At 70.5% G+C, this 15,990-nt stretch carries 12 protein-coding genes; 9 read left to right on the top strand and 3 right to left on the bottom strand.

From position 1 onward, the window contains the following. Nucleotides 1–10: 10 nt before the first annotated feature. Both ACFO0C_RS09055 and ACFO0C_RS09050 read right to left on the bottom strand, forming a co-directional pair. On the bottom strand, nucleotides 11–685 hold the full coding sequence (locus ACFO0C_RS09055) for a response regulator (RefSeq protein ID WP_378066112.1): 675 nt from the start codon (nucleotides 683–685) through the stop codon (nucleotides 11–13). Then, nucleotides 682–1,878 carry a sensor histidine kinase gene (locus ACFO0C_RS09050; protein ID WP_378066111.1) on the bottom strand — a complete coding sequence of 399 codons (1,197 nt, stop codon included), beginning with the start codon at nucleotides 1,876–1,878 and terminating at the stop codon, nucleotides 682–684. Before ACFO0C_RS09050 ends, ACFO0C_RS09055 begins: the two co-directional genes overlap by 4 nt. A 111-nt stretch (nucleotides 1,879–1,989) precedes the next feature. Between ACFO0C_RS09050 and ACFO0C_RS09045 the strand changes: the two genes are divergently transcribed. The 7 genes from ACFO0C_RS09045 to ACFO0C_RS09015 all read left to right on the top strand — a co-directional run bounded on the left by ACFO0C_RS09045 (nucleotide 1,990) and on the right by ACFO0C_RS09015 (nucleotide 11,307). After that, nucleotides 1,990–2,958 (top strand): ABC transporter ATP-binding protein, encoded by a 969-nt coding sequence (locus ACFO0C_RS09045; protein ID WP_378066110.1) that lies wholly within the window; start codon nucleotides 1,990–1,992, stop codon nucleotides 2,956–2,958. Continuing rightward, nucleotides 2,958–3,749 carry an ABC transporter permease gene (locus tag ACFO0C_RS09040; RefSeq protein ID WP_378066109.1) on the top strand — a complete coding sequence of 264 codons (792 nt, stop codon included), beginning with the start codon at nucleotides 2,958–2,960 and terminating at the stop codon, nucleotides 3,747–3,749. Before ACFO0C_RS09045 ends, ACFO0C_RS09040 begins: the two co-directional genes overlap by 1 nt. A gap of 332 nt (nucleotides 3,750–4,081) precedes the next feature. Next, nucleotides 4,082–6,325, top strand: a complete 2,244-nt coding sequence (locus ACFO0C_RS09035) for a sensor histidine kinase (RefSeq protein ID WP_378066108.1) — start codon at nucleotides 4,082–4,084, stop codon at nucleotides 6,323–6,325. 20 nt (nucleotides 6,326–6,345) lie between these two features. Then, the gene (locus ACFO0C_RS09030) at nucleotides 6,346–6,771 is read left to right on the top strand and encodes a roadblock/LC7 domain-containing protein (RefSeq protein WP_378066107.1); all 426 of its coding nucleotides are present in this window, start codon (nucleotides 6,346–6,348) and stop codon (nucleotides 6,769–6,771) included. Next, a complete protein-coding gene (locus tag ACFO0C_RS09025; protein WP_378066106.1) occupies nucleotides 6,768–7,133 on the top strand; it encodes a DUF742 domain-containing protein in 366 nt (121 codons plus the stop codon). The genes ACFO0C_RS09030 and ACFO0C_RS09025 overlap by 4 nt, the downstream gene beginning before the upstream one ends. A gap of 252 nt (nucleotides 7,134–7,385) precedes the next feature. After that, nucleotides 7,386–9,938 carry a tetratricopeptide repeat protein gene (locus ACFO0C_RS09020; RefSeq protein WP_378066105.1) on the top strand — a complete coding sequence of 851 codons (2,553 nt, stop codon included), beginning with the start codon at nucleotides 7,386–7,388 and terminating at the stop codon, nucleotides 9,936–9,938. A gap of 94 nt (nucleotides 9,939–10,032) precedes the next feature. Then, nucleotides 10,033–11,307 (top strand): RICIN domain-containing protein, encoded by a 1,275-nt coding sequence (locus ACFO0C_RS09015; protein WP_378066104.1) that lies wholly within the window; start codon nucleotides 10,033–10,035, stop codon nucleotides 11,305–11,307. 71 nt (nucleotides 11,308–11,378) lie between these two features. On the opposite strand, the gene ACFO0C_RS09010 is transcribed toward ACFO0C_RS09015, so the two are convergent. Next, a complete protein-coding gene (locus ACFO0C_RS09010) occupies nucleotides 11,379–13,859 on the bottom strand; it encodes a hypothetical protein (RefSeq protein ID WP_378066103.1) in 2,481 nt (826 codons plus the stop codon). Between the two features lie 555 nt (nucleotides 13,860–14,414). Here ACFO0C_RS09010 and ACFO0C_RS09005 point away from each other — a divergent pair. After that, the gene (locus ACFO0C_RS09005; RefSeq protein ID WP_378066102.1) at nucleotides 14,415–14,816 is read left to right on the top strand and encodes a hypothetical protein; all 402 of its coding nucleotides are present in this window, start codon (nucleotides 14,415–14,417) and stop codon (nucleotides 14,814–14,816) included. Continuing rightward, nucleotides 14,813–15,982 (top strand): zinc-dependent alcohol dehydrogenase, encoded by a 1,170-nt coding sequence (locus tag ACFO0C_RS09000; RefSeq protein ID WP_378066101.1) that lies wholly within the window; start codon nucleotides 14,813–14,815, stop codon nucleotides 15,980–15,982. Before ACFO0C_RS09005 ends, ACFO0C_RS09000 begins: the two co-directional genes overlap by 4 nt. Nucleotides 15,983–15,990: the final 8 nt, after the last annotated feature.

Below are 15,990 nucleotides of genomic sequence, written 5' to 3'. Positions count from 1 at the left end.
CCCGCCCCGCTCAGCCGCGGCCGCCGCGGGCGTTGACCAGGCCGGACTCGTAGGCGGCGATCACCAGCTGGGCGCGGTCGCGGGCGGCCAGCTTGTGCAGCAGGCGCCCGATGTGCGTCTTCACGGTGCCGACACCGAGGTGGAGATGGCCGGCGATCTCGGTGTTGGACAGGCCGGCGGCGATCAGGGACAGCACCTCCCGCTCGCGGTCGGTGATGGCGTCGAGGCCGCGCGGCGTACCGGATGAGGGTCTGTCCTTGCCGGTGTAGGCGTCGATCAGCCGGCGGGTGGCCCGTGGCGCGAGCAGGGCCTCGCCCGCGGCCACCAGCCGGACACCGTTGAGCAGCTCGGCGGCGGTGGCGTCCTTGACGAGGAACCCGCTGGCGCCGGCCTGGAGCGCGGCATACACGTACTCGTCGAGATCGAACGTGGTCAGGATGAGCACCCGCACCGCGGCGGTGTCCGGACCGGCGCAGATCCGGCGGGTCGCCTCGATGCCGTCCATCTCCGGCATCCGCACGTCCATCAGGACCACGTCGGGTTGCAGCTCCCGGGCCAGGCGGACGGCCTCGGCGCCGGTGCCCGCCTCACCGGCGGTGGTGAGGCCGGGCGTCGCGTCGAGCAGCGCCCGGAAGCTCTCCCGCATCAGCGGGTGGTCGTCGGCGAGCAGCACCCGGACGGTCACGCATCCTCCTCGGCCGGTGTGCAGGGGATGACGGCGGTCACCCGGAACCCGCCTTCCGGACGGACACCGGTGGTGAGCCGCCCGCCGTACATCGAAACACGTTCGCGCATTCCGATCAGCCCCTGCCCGGTGCGCCGCCGGCGGGACGACGCCCGTCCCCGTCCGTCATCGATCACCTCGATGTGGACCTCGCCGGCGCCGGACCGCACCGTCACCCCGCATCGGCGCGCGTCGGCGTGCTTGATCACGTTGGTCAGGGATTCCTGGACGATGCGGAAGACGGTGAGCCCGACCGCTTCCGGCAGGTCGCCGGTCCCGGTCAGATCAAGATCTATGTGGAGTACGGGTGACCGCATCCGATCCACCAGGCCGGGCAGGTCGCCCACCCCCGGCGTGGGTTCCCTCCCGGCGGCCGGGTCGCCGTCGTCCCGCATCACGTCGAGCAGCCGCCGGATCTCGGTGAGCGCCGACCGGCTGGTCCTCTCGATCGTCTGCAGCGCGGCCCGTGTCTCGGCCGGTTTCTCCTCGGCCAGATGGTTGGCGATGGTGGCCTTGACCGTGATCAGGCTCAGGCTGTGGCCGACGATGTCGTGCAGCTCGCGGGCGATCCGCAGCCGTTCGTCGGCGACCGCGTCCCGGGCCAGCCGGCGGGCCGCCTCGGCCTGCAGGTCGCGCCGCCACCGGACGAGCCGGCCCGCGGCCCACGCGGCGGCGATGACGACGACGGCGATGCCGGTCTCCACCTGCCACCACAGTGGTGCCTCGCTCTCCGGCGCCGAGGCGGGCGTCACGCCGGTGCGCAGGTATAGCCAGGGAATAGTGATCCCGGGTGCGGCCAGCCCGGCGATCAGCAGAGACGCCGCCGGAAGCCGGGTGGTGACGGCGGCCGCGCTGTAGAGGGCGACGGCAACCGGGATCCAGGCCAGGAAGATGACGCCGAAGCCGACCACCCCGGCGGCGGTGGCGACGGCGGCGGCGGTGGTCACGACGGCGAAGACCGGCACCGGCCAGCGGCGGCGCACCACGAGCGGCAGCCCGGTCGCGGCAGCGGCGAGCCACGCGAACCCGGCCGGTCCGGTGTAGGCGGGACCCGGCGGATCCAGGACCGCGGCGACGATCTGGTAGGTCAGCACGACGGCGACGGCCGCGTCGATGAGCGTGCCGCGTACCTGAACTGCCTCGGCCCGTGTCACCCGCCCACGCTATCCGGGGATCGCTGCGGGGCGCGTCTGACCCAGGTCATACCTTGGGTTCCGACCTCGGTCAGACTCGCGGACCCCCGCCCCGCCGACACCATGGGACGCATGATCGAGCTGCGGGAGCTGACCAAGCGATATGGACCGACGACGGCGGTCGACCGGTTGTCCTTCGAGGTCCGGCCAGCGGTGGTGACCGGTTTCCTCGGGCCGAACGGTGCCGGCAAGTCCACCACCATGCGGATGATGCTCGGCCTGCACCGGCCCACCGCGGGCGAGGCGCTGATCAACGGACGCCGGTACGCCGAGATCCGCCACCCGCTGCACGAGGTCGGCGCGGTCCTCGACGCGGACGCCGCCCACCCCGGCCGGAGCGCTTTCACCCACCTGGCGTGCCTCGCCCGCAGCAACGGCATCGGCCGCGCCCGGGTGGAGGCGGTGCTGGCGCAGGTCGGCCTGGAGAGTGTGGCCGGCAAGCGGGTCGGCGGGTTCTCGCTCGGCATGCGGCAGCGGCTCGGCATCGCCGGTGCGCTGCTCGGCGATCCGGCGGTGGTGCTTCTCGACGAGCCGGTCAACGGCCTCGACGCCGCCGGCATCCGGTGGATCCGGTCCACGCTGCGGTCGCTGGCCGCCGAGGGCCGCACGGTTCTGCTGTCCAGCCATCTGATGAGTGAGATGGCGGTGACCGTCGACCGGGTCCTGATCATCGGCCGGGGCCGTCTGCTGGAGGACACGTCGGTGACCGAGATGCGCGACCGGTTCGAACGCGACGTCCTCGTACGCACCCCACGCCCCACCGAGCTCACCATCCTCCTGAGCCGGCTCGGCGCCACCGTCACCCGCACCGCCGACGGCGACCTGATCACCGTGGGCGTGGACGCTCCGGCCATCGGCGACGCCGCCGCGTCCGCCGGAATCCCGATCCACGCACTGACGCCACGCAGCGCCACGCTCGAGGACGTCTACCTGCAGATGACCAGCGCGGCAGCGGACTACCGGGCCACCACCCCGGCCCCTCCCTCCTCGTCCGCTGCCGCCTCCTCCCCCGCCGTCGCCCCTACGAAGGAGATCAACTGATGAGTGACCTGCTGGATCGGACGTGGCGGGACGCGGTCGCCGCCGAGTGGATGAAGGTGCGCAGCCTCCGGTCGACGTGGGCGTTCCTCGCCGGTGGCACGGCCGCGACGGCGCTGGGTGCGTTGATCCTGTTCATGCTGGTGAGTTCCTACGACGCGGCGACCCCAGCCGAGCAGGCGAAATACGAGACCGCCGACCCGACCGTCGTGACCATGCCGTTCGTGATGTTTTTCGTCGGGGCGATCGGCGCCATGCTTGTGACCAGCGAATACGCCACTCGCTCGATCGGCCCGGCGATGCTGGCCGTACCGCAGCGCCGCCTTCTGCTGGGCGCCAAGGCGACGGTCGCCGGACTCGTCGGCCTCGGTTGCGGGGCGCTCTTCGCCCTGCTGGCCTTCGCCGACGCGCGCCTGCTGCTCGGCGACCGCCCGAAACCGATCAACCCTTGGCCGCAGTGGACCGACGCCATCCCGACCGTCCTCTGCGCGACCGTGATCGTCCTGGTCACGTGCCTGGTGGCGATGGGTGTGGGCGCCGTCGTCCGGTCCACCGCCGCGGCCCTGACCATCATCGGCGCACTCGTGCTGGTGGCACCGATCTTCGCCCATTTCCTGCCGACGGTGTGGCAGCTGCGACTCGCCTCGATCCTCCTGCCGAACCTCACGCCGCAACTGGCCGGCAGCGACCATCCCTATCTGCTCTCGCAGGGCGGTGCCGCCCTGGTCACGGCCGCCTATGTGCTGCTCGCCCTGGCCGCCGGGGCGATCAGTTTCACCCGCCGCGACGCCTGACCCCCTTCGGGAGGGAAACCATGAGCGACCTCGTCGCGACACTCGCCGGTCGCTCTCTGGACGGCCGCCGGATCACGGCGCAACGCTGAACGGCACCACCCTCCTCGGGCCCCGCTCGGACGACGCTCAGGATGCGCCCTCCTTGCAACGCCGGTAAATTCATACAAACAGCTATTGACCATGAACGTTGCAACACAGATTCTGATGCGGCGGAAGCAGAGAGTGATCCTCTCCCGACCGCATGACGTCACCCTCTCCCCTGACAACTACCCATAGGCGCCACCCGCTCGTCTATGTGAACGAGCACATAAGGCTGTAGAGGAGCTGATCGCGTGCCCGCGAAGCACGAGACGATCGTGCCGTCACCGCGCCGCGACACCGGCGGTTCGGTCCGGGATCGCATCGCACGGAGCCTGGCACGCCACCGCACCGGCGGCACGATCCGGGGCCGCATCGGGCGCACCCTGGCCCTGCCCGTGGCCGTCATCCTCGCCCTGCTCGGGGTCATCGCGTCCGGTGAGATCGACAACTATCGCGCCGCCACGCAGACCGACCGTGCGGTCACGCTCGACCTCGCGGTGCTCGACCTGGCCGACGGCCTGCAGACCGAGCGCGGTCTGGCTCTCGCCCTGCTCGGCGGCAAGAAGGACTTCCGCGCCCAGCTCGCCCCGGCACGCCAGTCCGTCGATCTCCGGCGTGTCGCCGTGCAGGAGCTGATCAGTGACGGCGGCGAGGTCGAGGACCGGGTCGCGGCGGTGGTGGCCGACCTCGGCGGTCTCACCGCGGTCCGTGCCGCGACCGACGCCGGCACCGGCGCCCTGCCCGAGACGGCCACCTTCTACAGCGCGGTGATCGCCCGCCTGATCAACATCGAGTTCGGCCTGGACCGCGTCGACGACAGCGAGCTGCGCCGCAACTACGCGACGCTCAGCATGTTCAGCATCGCCAAGGAGTCCGCAGCCCAGGAGCGCGTGCTCCTGCACAGTGTCTTCTCGGCCGGCCGGTTCGGGCCGGGCCAGTTCGTACAGTTCGTCTCGGCGAAGTCGGCCCGTGACTCGGCGATCCTGGCCTTCAACCAGTACGGGAACCCGGCGGCCGTACAGGCGCAGAATCTGGTCCTGGGAACCCCGGCGGGCAAGCAGGTCGTGGCGATGGAGAACGCCGCGCTCGCCGCGGCCGACGGTCGTGCCCTGAAGGTGAACCCCGACGTCTACTGGGAGGCGTCCGGCACCGTGCTCGACATCCTGCTGCAGGCCGGCCAGGACATGGGCGGCATCGCGCAGGACAACGCCGCCAAGATCAAGGACGAGGCGACGCGGCGGCTCGCCGTGCTGGCCGCGATCCTGGCACTGTGTGTCGGCGGCGCGATCTTCCTGGCGATCGTGGCGGCACGCCGGCTGGCCCGGCCGCTCGCCGCCCTGGCCGAGGAGGCCGGCCGGATCGGCGCCCAGTCGCTGCCCGAGGCGGTCAGCCGCGACACCCGCCCCTCGCCGGTCCGCGTCGACCCGGGCGCCAGCATCGAGGTTCGCAAGGTCGCCGAGGCCTTCGAGCAGGTGCAGAGTACGGCGTACACGCTGGCCACCTCGCAGGCGAGGATGCGCCGCGCCACCGCCGAGTCGCTGGCGAACCTGGGCCACCGCAACCAGAACCTGCTGCGGCGCCTGCTCGGGTTCATCACCGAACTGGAGGCCGAGGAGGCCAGCCCGACCGGACTGGCGAACCTGTTCGAACTCGACCACCTGGCCACCCGCATGCGTCGTAACGCGGAGAGCCTGCTGGTGCTGGTCGACGCGGCCGACCCCCGCCAGTGGACGGAGCCGATGCCGATCGCGGACATCATCCGGGCCGCGGTCAGCGAGGTCGAGGAGTACCGCCGGGTCACCCTGCGGCGGGTCGACGACGTCCTGGTCAACGGCTCGGTGGTGGGCACCGTCGTACACATGCTGGCCGAGCTCATCGAGAACGGCCTGGTGTTCTCGCCGCCGGACGTGGACGTGGAGGTGCACGGCCGGATCGTCGACGGCGGCTACCTGATCGCCATCATCGACTCGGGTGTCGGCATGAACCTGGACGAGATGCGCCGGGCCAATCAGCGGCTGCGCGGCGAGGGCGACTTCATCATGGCGCCGGCCCGGTTCCTCGGTCACTTCGTGGTGGGCCGGCTCGCCGCCGAGACCGGTGTCCAGGTGCAGCTCGCACCGTCGCCGGTCACCGGTGTCACGGCGCGGGTCGCCCTGCCGGCCGCGCTGATCACCGCGCCCACCGCGCCCGCCGCGACGGCGCCGCCGCCCCCGCTTCCCGCGCCGCCGCGGACCGCCACCACGCCCCTGCGCCCGGACACCATCGAGTTCGTGGTGGTGCCGGATCCGCCGGTGACGTACGCGGCACCGGACGAGGCCGGGCACACGGCCAACGGCCTGCGCCGGCGCCCGCCGAAGAAGCGTTCCGGCAGCCCGGCCCCGCATCCGGTGGAGAGCCGGCCACGGTCGGCGGCCGTCACCGACTCGCCGGAGGCGGTCCGCGACCGGCTCTCGGCGTTCCGCGAGGGCGTACTGCGGGCCGGTTCGGGCTCCTGAGAAGGAAAACGGGGAGAACCATGAGCATCGACGCATCAGCCGGCCGGCATCAGTTCAACTGGCTGCTCAGCAACTTCGTTCAACACACCGATGGGGTACGGGACGCCGTCGCGGTCTCCTCGGACGGCCTGCTGATCGCCACGTCCGGCGGCCTGAACCGGATCGAGGCCGACCAACTGGCCGCGATCGTGTCCGGTCTGGCCGCCGTGGCCGGCACCGCCTCCCACCGTTACGACTTCGACGGCCTGAAGATCATCATGATCGAGATGACACGGGGCTACCTGGTCGTCTCGCAGATCTCCGGCGGCAGCATCCTGGGTGTCGTGGCCGGCAGCGAATGCGCGCTGCGCACGATCGGCTACGAGATCTCGATGCTAGCCGACCGCTTCGGCGCGATGCTGACACCGGCGCTGATCGCCGAGTCCCGCCAGTATCTGCCGCAATGAGCGACGACCGGTCACCCCGCAGGGGCGCCCGCTACGACCGGGACCCCCTGGTCCGCCCGTTCATGCTCACCGGCGGCCGTACCCGCACGGTCCACGACACCCTGCGGATCGAGTCTCTCCTGGTGGCCGCCCCGGCGGCGCTGTCGGCCCCGTTGCGCTTCGAATCCCGCCGGATAGTCGAGCTGTGCCAGAGCCCGAAGTCGCTGGCCGATCTGTCCGCGGCGTTGGCGGCCCCGCTGGGCGTCATGCGGGTGATCGTCGACGACCTGCTGAACGGCGGCTACCTACAGATGGCCGAACAGCCCGACGTCCTCTCGATAGACCTGATCGAAAGGATCCGGGACCGGGTCCGCGCCCTCTGACCCCGGTCGGGCGGACAGCGATCGGCCACAACAACAGAGGGGGCTCGGGCCGATCGCTGTTGCCGGCGGCAGGGGACAGCGGTCTCCTGACTCCCCGTGTGTCAGGAGGATGCGGCCCGGAAATCCTGCGCCGGGACGAGTCTCCGGCACCGGATCGACCGTACGGCGAAGTCTGGACGAATTTGGACGCCGGTTCCGCGGGACCTAACCTCGAACCCGCCCCACCACCGTCCAAGATCGATGGAGTGAGCGATGCCGACGTTCGCCGCGTTGCCCGATCCGGTCCAGGCGGGTTCGGTCGAGGGTCTCGTCGAGCGGCTGCGGCTGCTGAAGGCGTGGGCCGGCGATCCCTCGTACGAGACGATCAAGGATCGGATCAACGCGGCGTGGACCACGGCGGGCCGTCCGGCGAGTGAGCTGGCCCGCCGGTCCACGGTGGCCAACTGTTTCCAGCCGGGGCGGCGGCGGTTCAACAGCGATCTCGTCCTCGCCGTGGTCGAGGCCCTGCACCCGGAGGTGGGTTATGTGGCCCAGTGGCGGCAGGCGCTCCGGCTGGTCGCCGGGGAGATCGAGGCGGTGGCGCTGGTCCGCGTTCAGGATTCACTTCCCGAGGACCCCAAGACCTTTTCCGGCCGTACGGCCGAACTGGACAAACTTCGCAGTGCGGCAAGAGGCGGGGACGCGCTGGTGATCTCCGCGATCGAGGGCATGGCCGGTGTGGGCAAGACCCAGCTCGCCGTGCACGCCGGGCACCTGCTGGTCCGCGAGGACGTGGTGGACCGGGTCCTCTTCGTCAACCTGCGCGGCTTCCACCCGGACGAGACCCAGCCGCCCGCCGACCCGGCCGCTGTCCTGGACGGGTTCCTCCGCCTGCTCGGGGTGCCCGGTCAGCAGATCCCGCACGAGGTGACGGCCCGGACCGCCGCCTACCGGGAGCGGCTCGCCGGGACCCGGACGCTGGTGCTGCTCGACAACGCCGCCAACGCTGATCAGGTTCGGCCACTGCTCCCGGCCACGCCCGGGTGCACAGCGTTGATCACGAGCCGCCGGAGTCTCGCCGATCTGGGTCCGGCGGCCCGGTTCACGGTGGACGTGTTCACGCCGGAGGAGGCACTGGAGTTCCTTTCCGGTGCCGTAAGCGATGTGCCGATCGGATCCGACCCGGACGCCCCGGCGCGGATCACCCTGCGGTGCGGCTATCTGCCGCTGGCCCTGAGCCTGACCGCCGGGCACATCCGCGGCACGCCCGGCTGGACGCTCACCGACCACGCGGACCGGCTCGACGAGCGCCACCGGGACCGGCGGCTGGACAGCGGCGTCGAGGTGGCGCTCAGCCTGTCGTACCAGTCTCTCCCCGCCGGTCCTCAGCGACTGCTGCGCCTGGTCGCGTTGCACCCCGGCCAGGACCTCGACTCCTACGCCGCGGCGGCGCTGGCCGACGTCGACGTGGACACGGCCCGGTCCGGGTTGCGGCAGCTGTGCCGTGACCACCTGCTGCAGCCGGCCGGCGAGGACCGGTTCACCTTCCACGACATCGTCCGCGCCTACGCCACCTCGCGCGCCCACGACCAGGACGCCCCGCAACAGCGCCGCACCGCCCTGACCCGGCTGTTCGACTACTACCTGGCGACCACCGCCGCCGCCATGGACTCGCTGTACCCGGTCGACGACCACCGCCGTCCGCGGGTTCCGCCGGCCAGCACACCCGTACCGGACCTGACCGGCAAGGACACCGCCCTGGCCTGGCTCAACGCCGAGCGTCCCAATCTGGTCGCCGTCACCGGGCACACCGCGACACACGGCTGGCCGGGTCACACCATCCGGCTGGCGCACACGTTGTACCGCTATCTCAACAGCGGCTACCGCTCCGACGAGCTGATCGTTCACGGTCACGCCCACCACGCGGCCCGCGACAGCGGCAACCTGCTGGAGCAGGGGTGGGCCCTGACCAATCTCGGCACCGCCCACCTCGGGCTGGGCCGGGCCGGCTGGGGCATCGACTATTTCCGGCAGGCGCTCGACCTGTTCCGCCGGGCCGGTGACACGATCGGTGAGGCGCGTGCGCTGTCCAGCATCGGCATCGCCGAGGAGCGATCGGGTAACTACGACGCGGCCATCGACAACAAGGGGCAGGCGCTTGCGGCGTACCAGAAGATCGGTGATCGGGTCGCCGAAGGCCGCAGCCTGCGCAGCCTCGGCCTCTCCTATCGGCTGGCCGGCCGCCTGCCGGAGGCGATCGACTTCTACGGACGGTCCCTGGCCCTGGCGGCGGAGATCGGCGACCGGATCAGCGAGGCCACGACCCTGAATTATCTGGGTGAGATCGAGATGCAATCGCAGCGGTACGGGCCCGCGCGCGCCCACCTGGAGAAGGCCGTGACCCTGCACCGCGAGCAGGGGAATCTCACCAGCGAGGCGTCCTCGCTGGACAATCTCGGCCTGCTGCACACCCGCCTCGGCGAACCGGAGAGAGCGATCGAGTGCCACCGGCAGGCGCTGGACATCCTCCGCCGGACCGGCGACCAGTATTACGACATGTGGGTGCTCAACGGCCTGGGTGAGGCCAGTCTCGCCGCCGGGCGTCCCGCCGACGCCCTCACCCACCTCACCGCCGCCTGCTCCCTGGCCGCCGAGAGCGGCGCCCGGGACCAGCAGGCCCGCGCCCACATCGGGCTGGGCCACAGCCGTGCCGCCCTCGGCGAGCGCGCGCAGGCGCGGGAGCACTACGGACACGCGCTGGACCTCTACACCGGCCTGGGACTGCCGGAGGCCGACGAGGTGCGCGCCCGGCTGGCCGAACTCTGATCGCTGCGTTGTTTCATCGATTGTCGGCGCGCGGACGGCGTACCCATCGATGAACGCTGTTCTTAAAGCAGTTTAATAGTTAACAATCCTCATCATGTCCTCCAAGCTGCTCCGCCACGCCCTGGCCGCGGTGCTGACCGTCACCACCGCCGCCGTCGGGCTCACGGCACTCCCCGCGAACAGTGCCGCCGCCCCGTTCCGGGTGCTCGCCTTCCACGACACCGACAGCGGCGACGCGGCCCACAACGACTACGTGAAGGAGGCGCTGACCTGGTTCCCCCGGATCGGGTCGCAGAACGGCTTCACGTTCGAATCCACCACCAACTGGGGCCGCCTCGCCGGTGACCTCTCCGCGTACCAGGTCGTGATGTTCCTCGACGACGCCCCGCACGCGGCCGCCGACCGGGCCGGTTTCCAGCGCTACATGGACAACGGCGGCGGCTGGCTCGGCTTCCACGTCAGCGCGTTCACCACCAATGCCGGTGAGTGGAACTGGTACCACAACACGTTCCTGGGCTCCGGCAACTTCGCCACCAACACGTGGGGCCCGACCGCCGAGACCCTGAAGATCGAGAACCGCAACCACCCGACCACCGCCGGACTGCCCGCGACGATCCAGTCCTCGGTCAGCGAGTGGTACTCATGGAGCCGGGACCTGCGGCAGAACCCGGACATCGACATCCTGACGTCGATCGACGCCGGCAGTTTCCCGGTCGGCACCGACCCGAACCAGCAGTGGCGCAGCGGCTTCTACCCGATCAGCTGGTCGAACAAGAAGTACAAGATGGTCTACACCAATTTCGGCCACAACGGGATGAACTACGCCACCAACACCCGCACGTCGTCGACGTTCGACAGCGCCCAGCAGAACCAGTGGCTGACGCAGAGCCTGCTGTGGCTCGGCGGCGGTGGGGTGGTCACGCCGCCGCCCACCGGCCCGATCCCACCGGCCACCTGGTACGCGGTGGTCAACGCGAACAGCGGCAAGTGCCTCGACGCCCGGGCGGCCGGCACCACCAACGGCACGGCCATTCAGCAGTACACCTGCAACGGCACGAACGCCCAGCAGTTCCAGTTCGCCACGGCGGCCGACGGCTACGTCCGGATCAACAACCGCGGCAACAGCGCCCAGGTCCTCGACGTCACCGGAGTCTCCACCGCCGACAACGCCCCGATCCAGACCTGGACGTACGGCGGAGGCGCCAACCAGCAGTGGCGGCCGGTGGCCGAGCCCAACGGCACGTACCACTTCATCAACCGCAACAGCGGCAAGTGCCTGGACACCCCGGCGGCAAGCCAGGCCGACAGCCTCCAGCTGGTCCAGTACACCTGCAACGGAACAGCCGCCCAGTCCTTCCGCCTCCAGTAGCCGGACAGCCATGAAAGTGCGGCCGGTTCCCGGATCACTCCAGGAACCGGCCGCGCTTCGGAGCAGATCGGTCAGCGGACGTCGATGTAGTCGGAGTAGCCGGTGGCTCCGGCGGAGGCCGCGTCGGCGGTGTAGACGAAGCGGTAGGAGCCGTCCGCGGTGGCCTTGACCGTGGTCTTCAGCTGGCCCTTCGCGTTCGACTTCACCGACTTCACGTTGGCCCACTTCTTCCCGCCCCGCTTGAACCACTGCAGCGTGACGTAGCGGCCGGCGTAAGGGCGGTAGGCACCGGTCGACCAGTCGGCTCGGGTGAGCGTACCGGTGATGGTGATCTTCTTGCCCTTCTTGACCGGCTCCGGGGTGGCGTTGGCGGTGGCGAGCCGGGTGACCCGCTTGACCGTCAGGGTGCCGGCGCTGTGCCGGTGGGCGAGGCCGGTGCCGTCCTTCGCGGTCGCCCAAGCCGAGGCCCGCCACGTGCCGGCCAGCGCGTTACCGGAGAACAGGTAGCGCACGTCCCAGAAGTACAGCAGAGCCGAGCAGGTGGCGGTGGTCGCGTTCACCGGCGTGCAGTCGGTGCCGGCCAGGTGCACCCCGTCGGGCGAGTTGTAGGCGCCGTGCCAGAGGAACAGTCCGGCGTCGGCGATGCCGGACGGGGCGGAGGCGGTGAACGTGGCGGTGGCACTGGCCGTGCCGGCGATGCCGAGGTTCAGCACGCTGCCGCGGTTGATCGTCACGTTGGAGACGGTCACGCCACCGGTCTTCTCGTCGGCGCCGGTGGCCGGTCCAGCGAACGCGCGCCGGACCGTCCGGGTCAGCTTTCCGCCCTGGTCGTTGTCGGCGGTGATCCGCAGCGACACGAACGCCGCCGTGGCCGGCACCGTGAGCGACCCGGTGACGCCCGCACCCGAGGCGGTGAACGGCAGATCGGTCCAGGTGGCGCCGTCGTCGGTGGACCATTCGACGGACCGGACCGTGCTCGCCGCGGCACTCCGCCGGGTGGACGGAACGACGGTCAGGGTCACCGGGGCGGTGCCCGCCCGGCTGCGCTGGTCCAGGCCGGCCGAGGTGACCGCGAGATCCATGAGATCGAGCAGACGGTACGTGCCGGTGGTGCCGGAGACGAAGGTCCAATCGCTGTCGACCCTCGTGGCGAGCTGGGAACCGGAGACGGTGCGGGTGTGGGTCTGCTTCAGCCGGTACGTCCGCTCCCCCGCCGGCACGTCCACCACCATGCCGCCGGTGTCGGACGTCCGCAGCACCTGGCCGTCGAGGCTGAGCTCGGCGACGGGCTTGGCGGCGTAGTCGTAGCCGCGGTTGCCGGAGCTGTCGCCGTACGGCATGTTCTCCAGGATCTGCAGCTGGTCGCCGAACCGCCGGGAGTCGTCGTTGTAGCCGCGCCGGCCGGGCATCAGCGGGCCGCCGCCGACCGCGGTGGACGGGGACAGACCGGCCGGGAGGGTGCGCTCACCGAGGGCGAGGTACTGGGACTCGCCGTACCGGACACTGCGCGAGACCGACACGCCCGGAGTCACGTACTCGACGAAGGTGGCGGGCAGGCGCATCTGGGTCGGCAGGTTGGCGCCGGTCCATTCACCGAACATGGGCACCGAGTCGTACACGCCGGCCGTGTTGATGCCCTGCGCCCGCACGGTCGTCGTGGTCTTCGCCAGCGACGCGGTCTTCGACGTGCTGATCAGCGAGGACGGGAACGGGTGGGCCCAGCTCTGGGTGAGGTCGTACCGGTACGGGCTGGGCTGGAGCGCCGTCGCGCCCTTCCGCGTCAGGATCTGGTGGGTACGCAACGTGGTGCCGGGCGTCGAGGCGGTCGTCACGTACGTCCGCGTGCTGTTGTATCCGCCGGCGAATCCGATCAGGTCGCCGTTGGGCAGGGACAGCCAGACGGCACTCGCATCGTGCCGGGCGGTGGCGTCGTCGACCTTGAGCGCGACCTCCTTGGCCGACGACTGGGCCAGACCGACCGTCTGCGCGGTGCCGGAAACGGTGAACGACCTGGTCAGCAGGTAGCTGTCGACGGCGGAGATGCCGTACATGGCGCCGACGAAATAGTTGCCGGGCGGCAGGTCGGCGGTGGCGGTGAGCGAGTCAGCCGGGTTGTCGACGGGGAGGTAGGCCCAGGTGTCGCGGTTCCACACGTGGATCGTCTTGTTGAAGGCGGACCAGTTGGACGAGTCGATCCGGAAGGTGGTCCGGTAGGTGACGGCCGCCGTGGTGACCTCCGCCGCCGGCGCGCCGGTTCTGGCGGTGAGGGCGGGCTGCGCACTCTCACCGAGCGGCTGAACCCGAACGGTCCCACCGGTGGAGACGAACCCGACCGGCTTCTCCACGTCCCCCGAGGCGTCGGTGTAGCGGAACGCCGCGCGATCGCCCTGCCCCGGAACCATCGAGAGGACACCGGAGGATGCGTCGGCGGGCCCCGCGGGCGGCTCGGCGGCCGCCGGGGACGTGGCGGGTGCGACGAGTAGTGACCCGCCCAGGACCGCCGAGATGCCGATGCCGAAGGAGCGCAGCCTCAACCGAGACCACTGAGTCATGAGTTTCCTCCCCGTAGGCGCCCCTACACGGCGCGGCGCAACGGTAGCGTTTCGACCCAGTGCTCTACAAGCGACTATCGATGGCCCACGTGGCGCGGGCGGTGCCCGTCCATCGCCCTACCGGACATTCCACGCAAGATTCCGCCCGGAAGGCAGATCGTCAGCCGCCGTGGCGAGGTGACGCCGATCGCCTCGGCGCAGATCAGCACCTGTCCCGGTCCGGGACGCGGGTTCTCCGCCTCCTCGACCCGCAGGACCGACGGTTCGCCGTGCCCGCCGCTTCCTCCTGGCTGCCATCACCCGCTTCGCCGGGGAGCTGGGCATCCCGGGCGCCTGACCAGGCGCCGGCAGCCACTTCCGCTCGGAGACATCACACGTGGCGGTTCCCAGCCGGCGTCTGACCCTCACCAGGGCCTTGGACGCGGATGCCCCCTCGACGACCCTCGCACACGAGTCGAGCGGCAATCATGGCGCTCCGGTTTAGTCCGCGCTCAGTGCGGTATGCCGGCATCGACCGGAGGGAGAGCGGCGATGAGCCGTACTACATGGGTTTTCTTGATTGCCGTTCCACTCGCGGCCGGCGCCGCGGTCGCGGCCCGGCAGCGACGCGGAGCCGGCGCCCCCGAGCAGCGGCGACAGCACGTGGTGACTGTTTTCCGGCCGTTATCCGAACTGGAGGCCACCCAGTGGCCCGGTTCGCTGGCCGAGATCGCGGGTGACGTGGAAATCACGTTGGCCGCCGCGCCAGGGGGCCGGGGCACCGAGATCGCCGTGCGTATTCCGGAGAGCTCCGCCGTGAGCAGCGGTGATGTCCGGCGGGCGCTGCGCGAGACCCGTTCCCTGCTGGAGGCAGGGGACGTGCTGCTGCCCCACGGCCCGCCGACGACGGTGCCGACGCTGCTCAACCGGCCGTTGCGAACGGCCACCCGGCACGGCCGTGAAGGAGGACTGCTGTGAAGGCGCTGCAATGGCAGGGCGTCAACAAACTTGCCGTAGGCCACGTCCCCGACCCGGAATTGCGCAATCCGGGCGACATGATCGTCAAGGTCGGTAAGACCGTCACCTGCGGCTCCGACCTGCACCTGCTCGGTGGCTACATCCCGTTCATGGAGAAAGGCGACATCCTGGGCCACGAATTCCTGGGCGAGGTCGTCGAGGTCGGCCCCGACGTACACCGGCATCGCGTCGGTGACCGGGTCGTGGTGTCGTCATTCATCTCCTGCGGCAGTTGCTGGTACTGCGACCAGCAACTGTTCTCACTCTGCGACAACGGCAACACCAATCCGGCGATCACCGAGACCCTGTGGGGACATGCCCCGAGCGGCTGCTTCGGCTACTCGCACGCGATGGGCGGCAACGCCGGTAGCCACGCGGAATACATCCGGGTGCCGTTCGCCGACGTCGGCGCGTTCACCGTGCCCGACGAGGTGAGCGACGAACGGGCGCTGTTCGCCTCGGACTCGGCGGCGACCGGCTGGATGGGCGCCGACCTCGGCGGGGTCAAACCCGGTGACGTGGTCGCGGTCTGGGGAGCCGGTGCCGTCGGGCAGATGGCCGCCCGGGCCGCGGTGCTGCTCGGCGCCGATCGGGTGATCGTCATCGATCGTCTCGACAACCGGTTGGAGCAGGTGGAAAAGCACATCGGCGCCGAGACCCTGAACTATGAACGCACCGATGTGGCCGGCGAGCTGCGCGAACGCAGCGGCGGCCGGGGCCCGGACGTGTGCATCGAAGCAGTCGGCATGGAAGCGCACTCCCCCGGTCCGCAGTTCGGCTACGACCAGATCAAACAGCAACTACGCCTGCAGACCGACCGGCCCACCGCCGTACGCGACGCGATCCACGCCTGCCGCAAAGGCGGATCCGTGTTCGTCCTCGGCGTCTACGCCGGTTTCGTCGACAAGTTCCCGCTGGGTGCGCTGATGAACAAGGGACTGACCCTTCGCGGCGCCCAGATGCACGGTCAGCGATACATCCCGATGCTGCTGGGCCGCATGGCCCGCGGCGAACTCACCACCGAACACCTGGCCACCCACGTCATGCCCCTCGACCAGGCGCCGGAGGGCTACCGCATCTTCAAGGACAAGGAAGACGACTGCGTACGGGCGGTGTTCGTGCCGTGAAGACCGAC

The sequence above is a fragment of the Actinoplanes subglobosus genome (genome assembly GCF_042650585.1).
GTDB lineage: Bacteria > Actinomycetota > Actinomycetes > Mycobacteriales > Micromonosporaceae > Actinoplanes > Actinoplanes subglobosus.
Note: the sequence above shows the minus strand (reverse complement) of the source record. Positions and strands in the feature narration are given on the sequence as shown.

Bases quoted from the DNA above. Each gene is read 5' to 3' on its own strand.
- ACFO0C_RS09045 (WP_378066110.1), top strand. From the start codon at position 1,990: ATGATCGAGCTGCGGGAGCTGACCAAGCGATATGGACCGACGACGGCG.
- ACFO0C_RS09040 (WP_378066109.1), top strand. From the start codon at position 2,958: ATGAGTGACCTGCTGGATCGGACGTGGCGGGACGCGGTCGCCGCCGAG.
- ACFO0C_RS09030 (WP_378066107.1), top strand. From the start codon at position 6,346: ATGAGCATCGACGCATCAGCCGGCCGGCATCAGTTCAACTGGCTGCTC.
- ACFO0C_RS09025 (WP_378066106.1), top strand. From the start codon at position 6,768: ATGAGCGACGACCGGTCACCCCGCAGGGGCGCCCGCTACGACCGGGAC.
- ACFO0C_RS09020 (WP_378066105.1), top strand. From the start codon at position 7,386: ATGCCGACGTTCGCCGCGTTGCCCGATCCGGTCCAGGCGGGTTCGGTC.
- ACFO0C_RS09015 (WP_378066104.1), top strand. From the start codon at position 10,033: ATGTCCTCCAAGCTGCTCCGCCACGCCCTGGCCGCGGTGCTGACCGTC.
- ACFO0C_RS09010 (WP_378066103.1), bottom strand. From the start codon at position 13,859: ATGACTCAGTGGTCTCGGTTGAGGCTGCGCTCCTTCGGCATCGGCATC.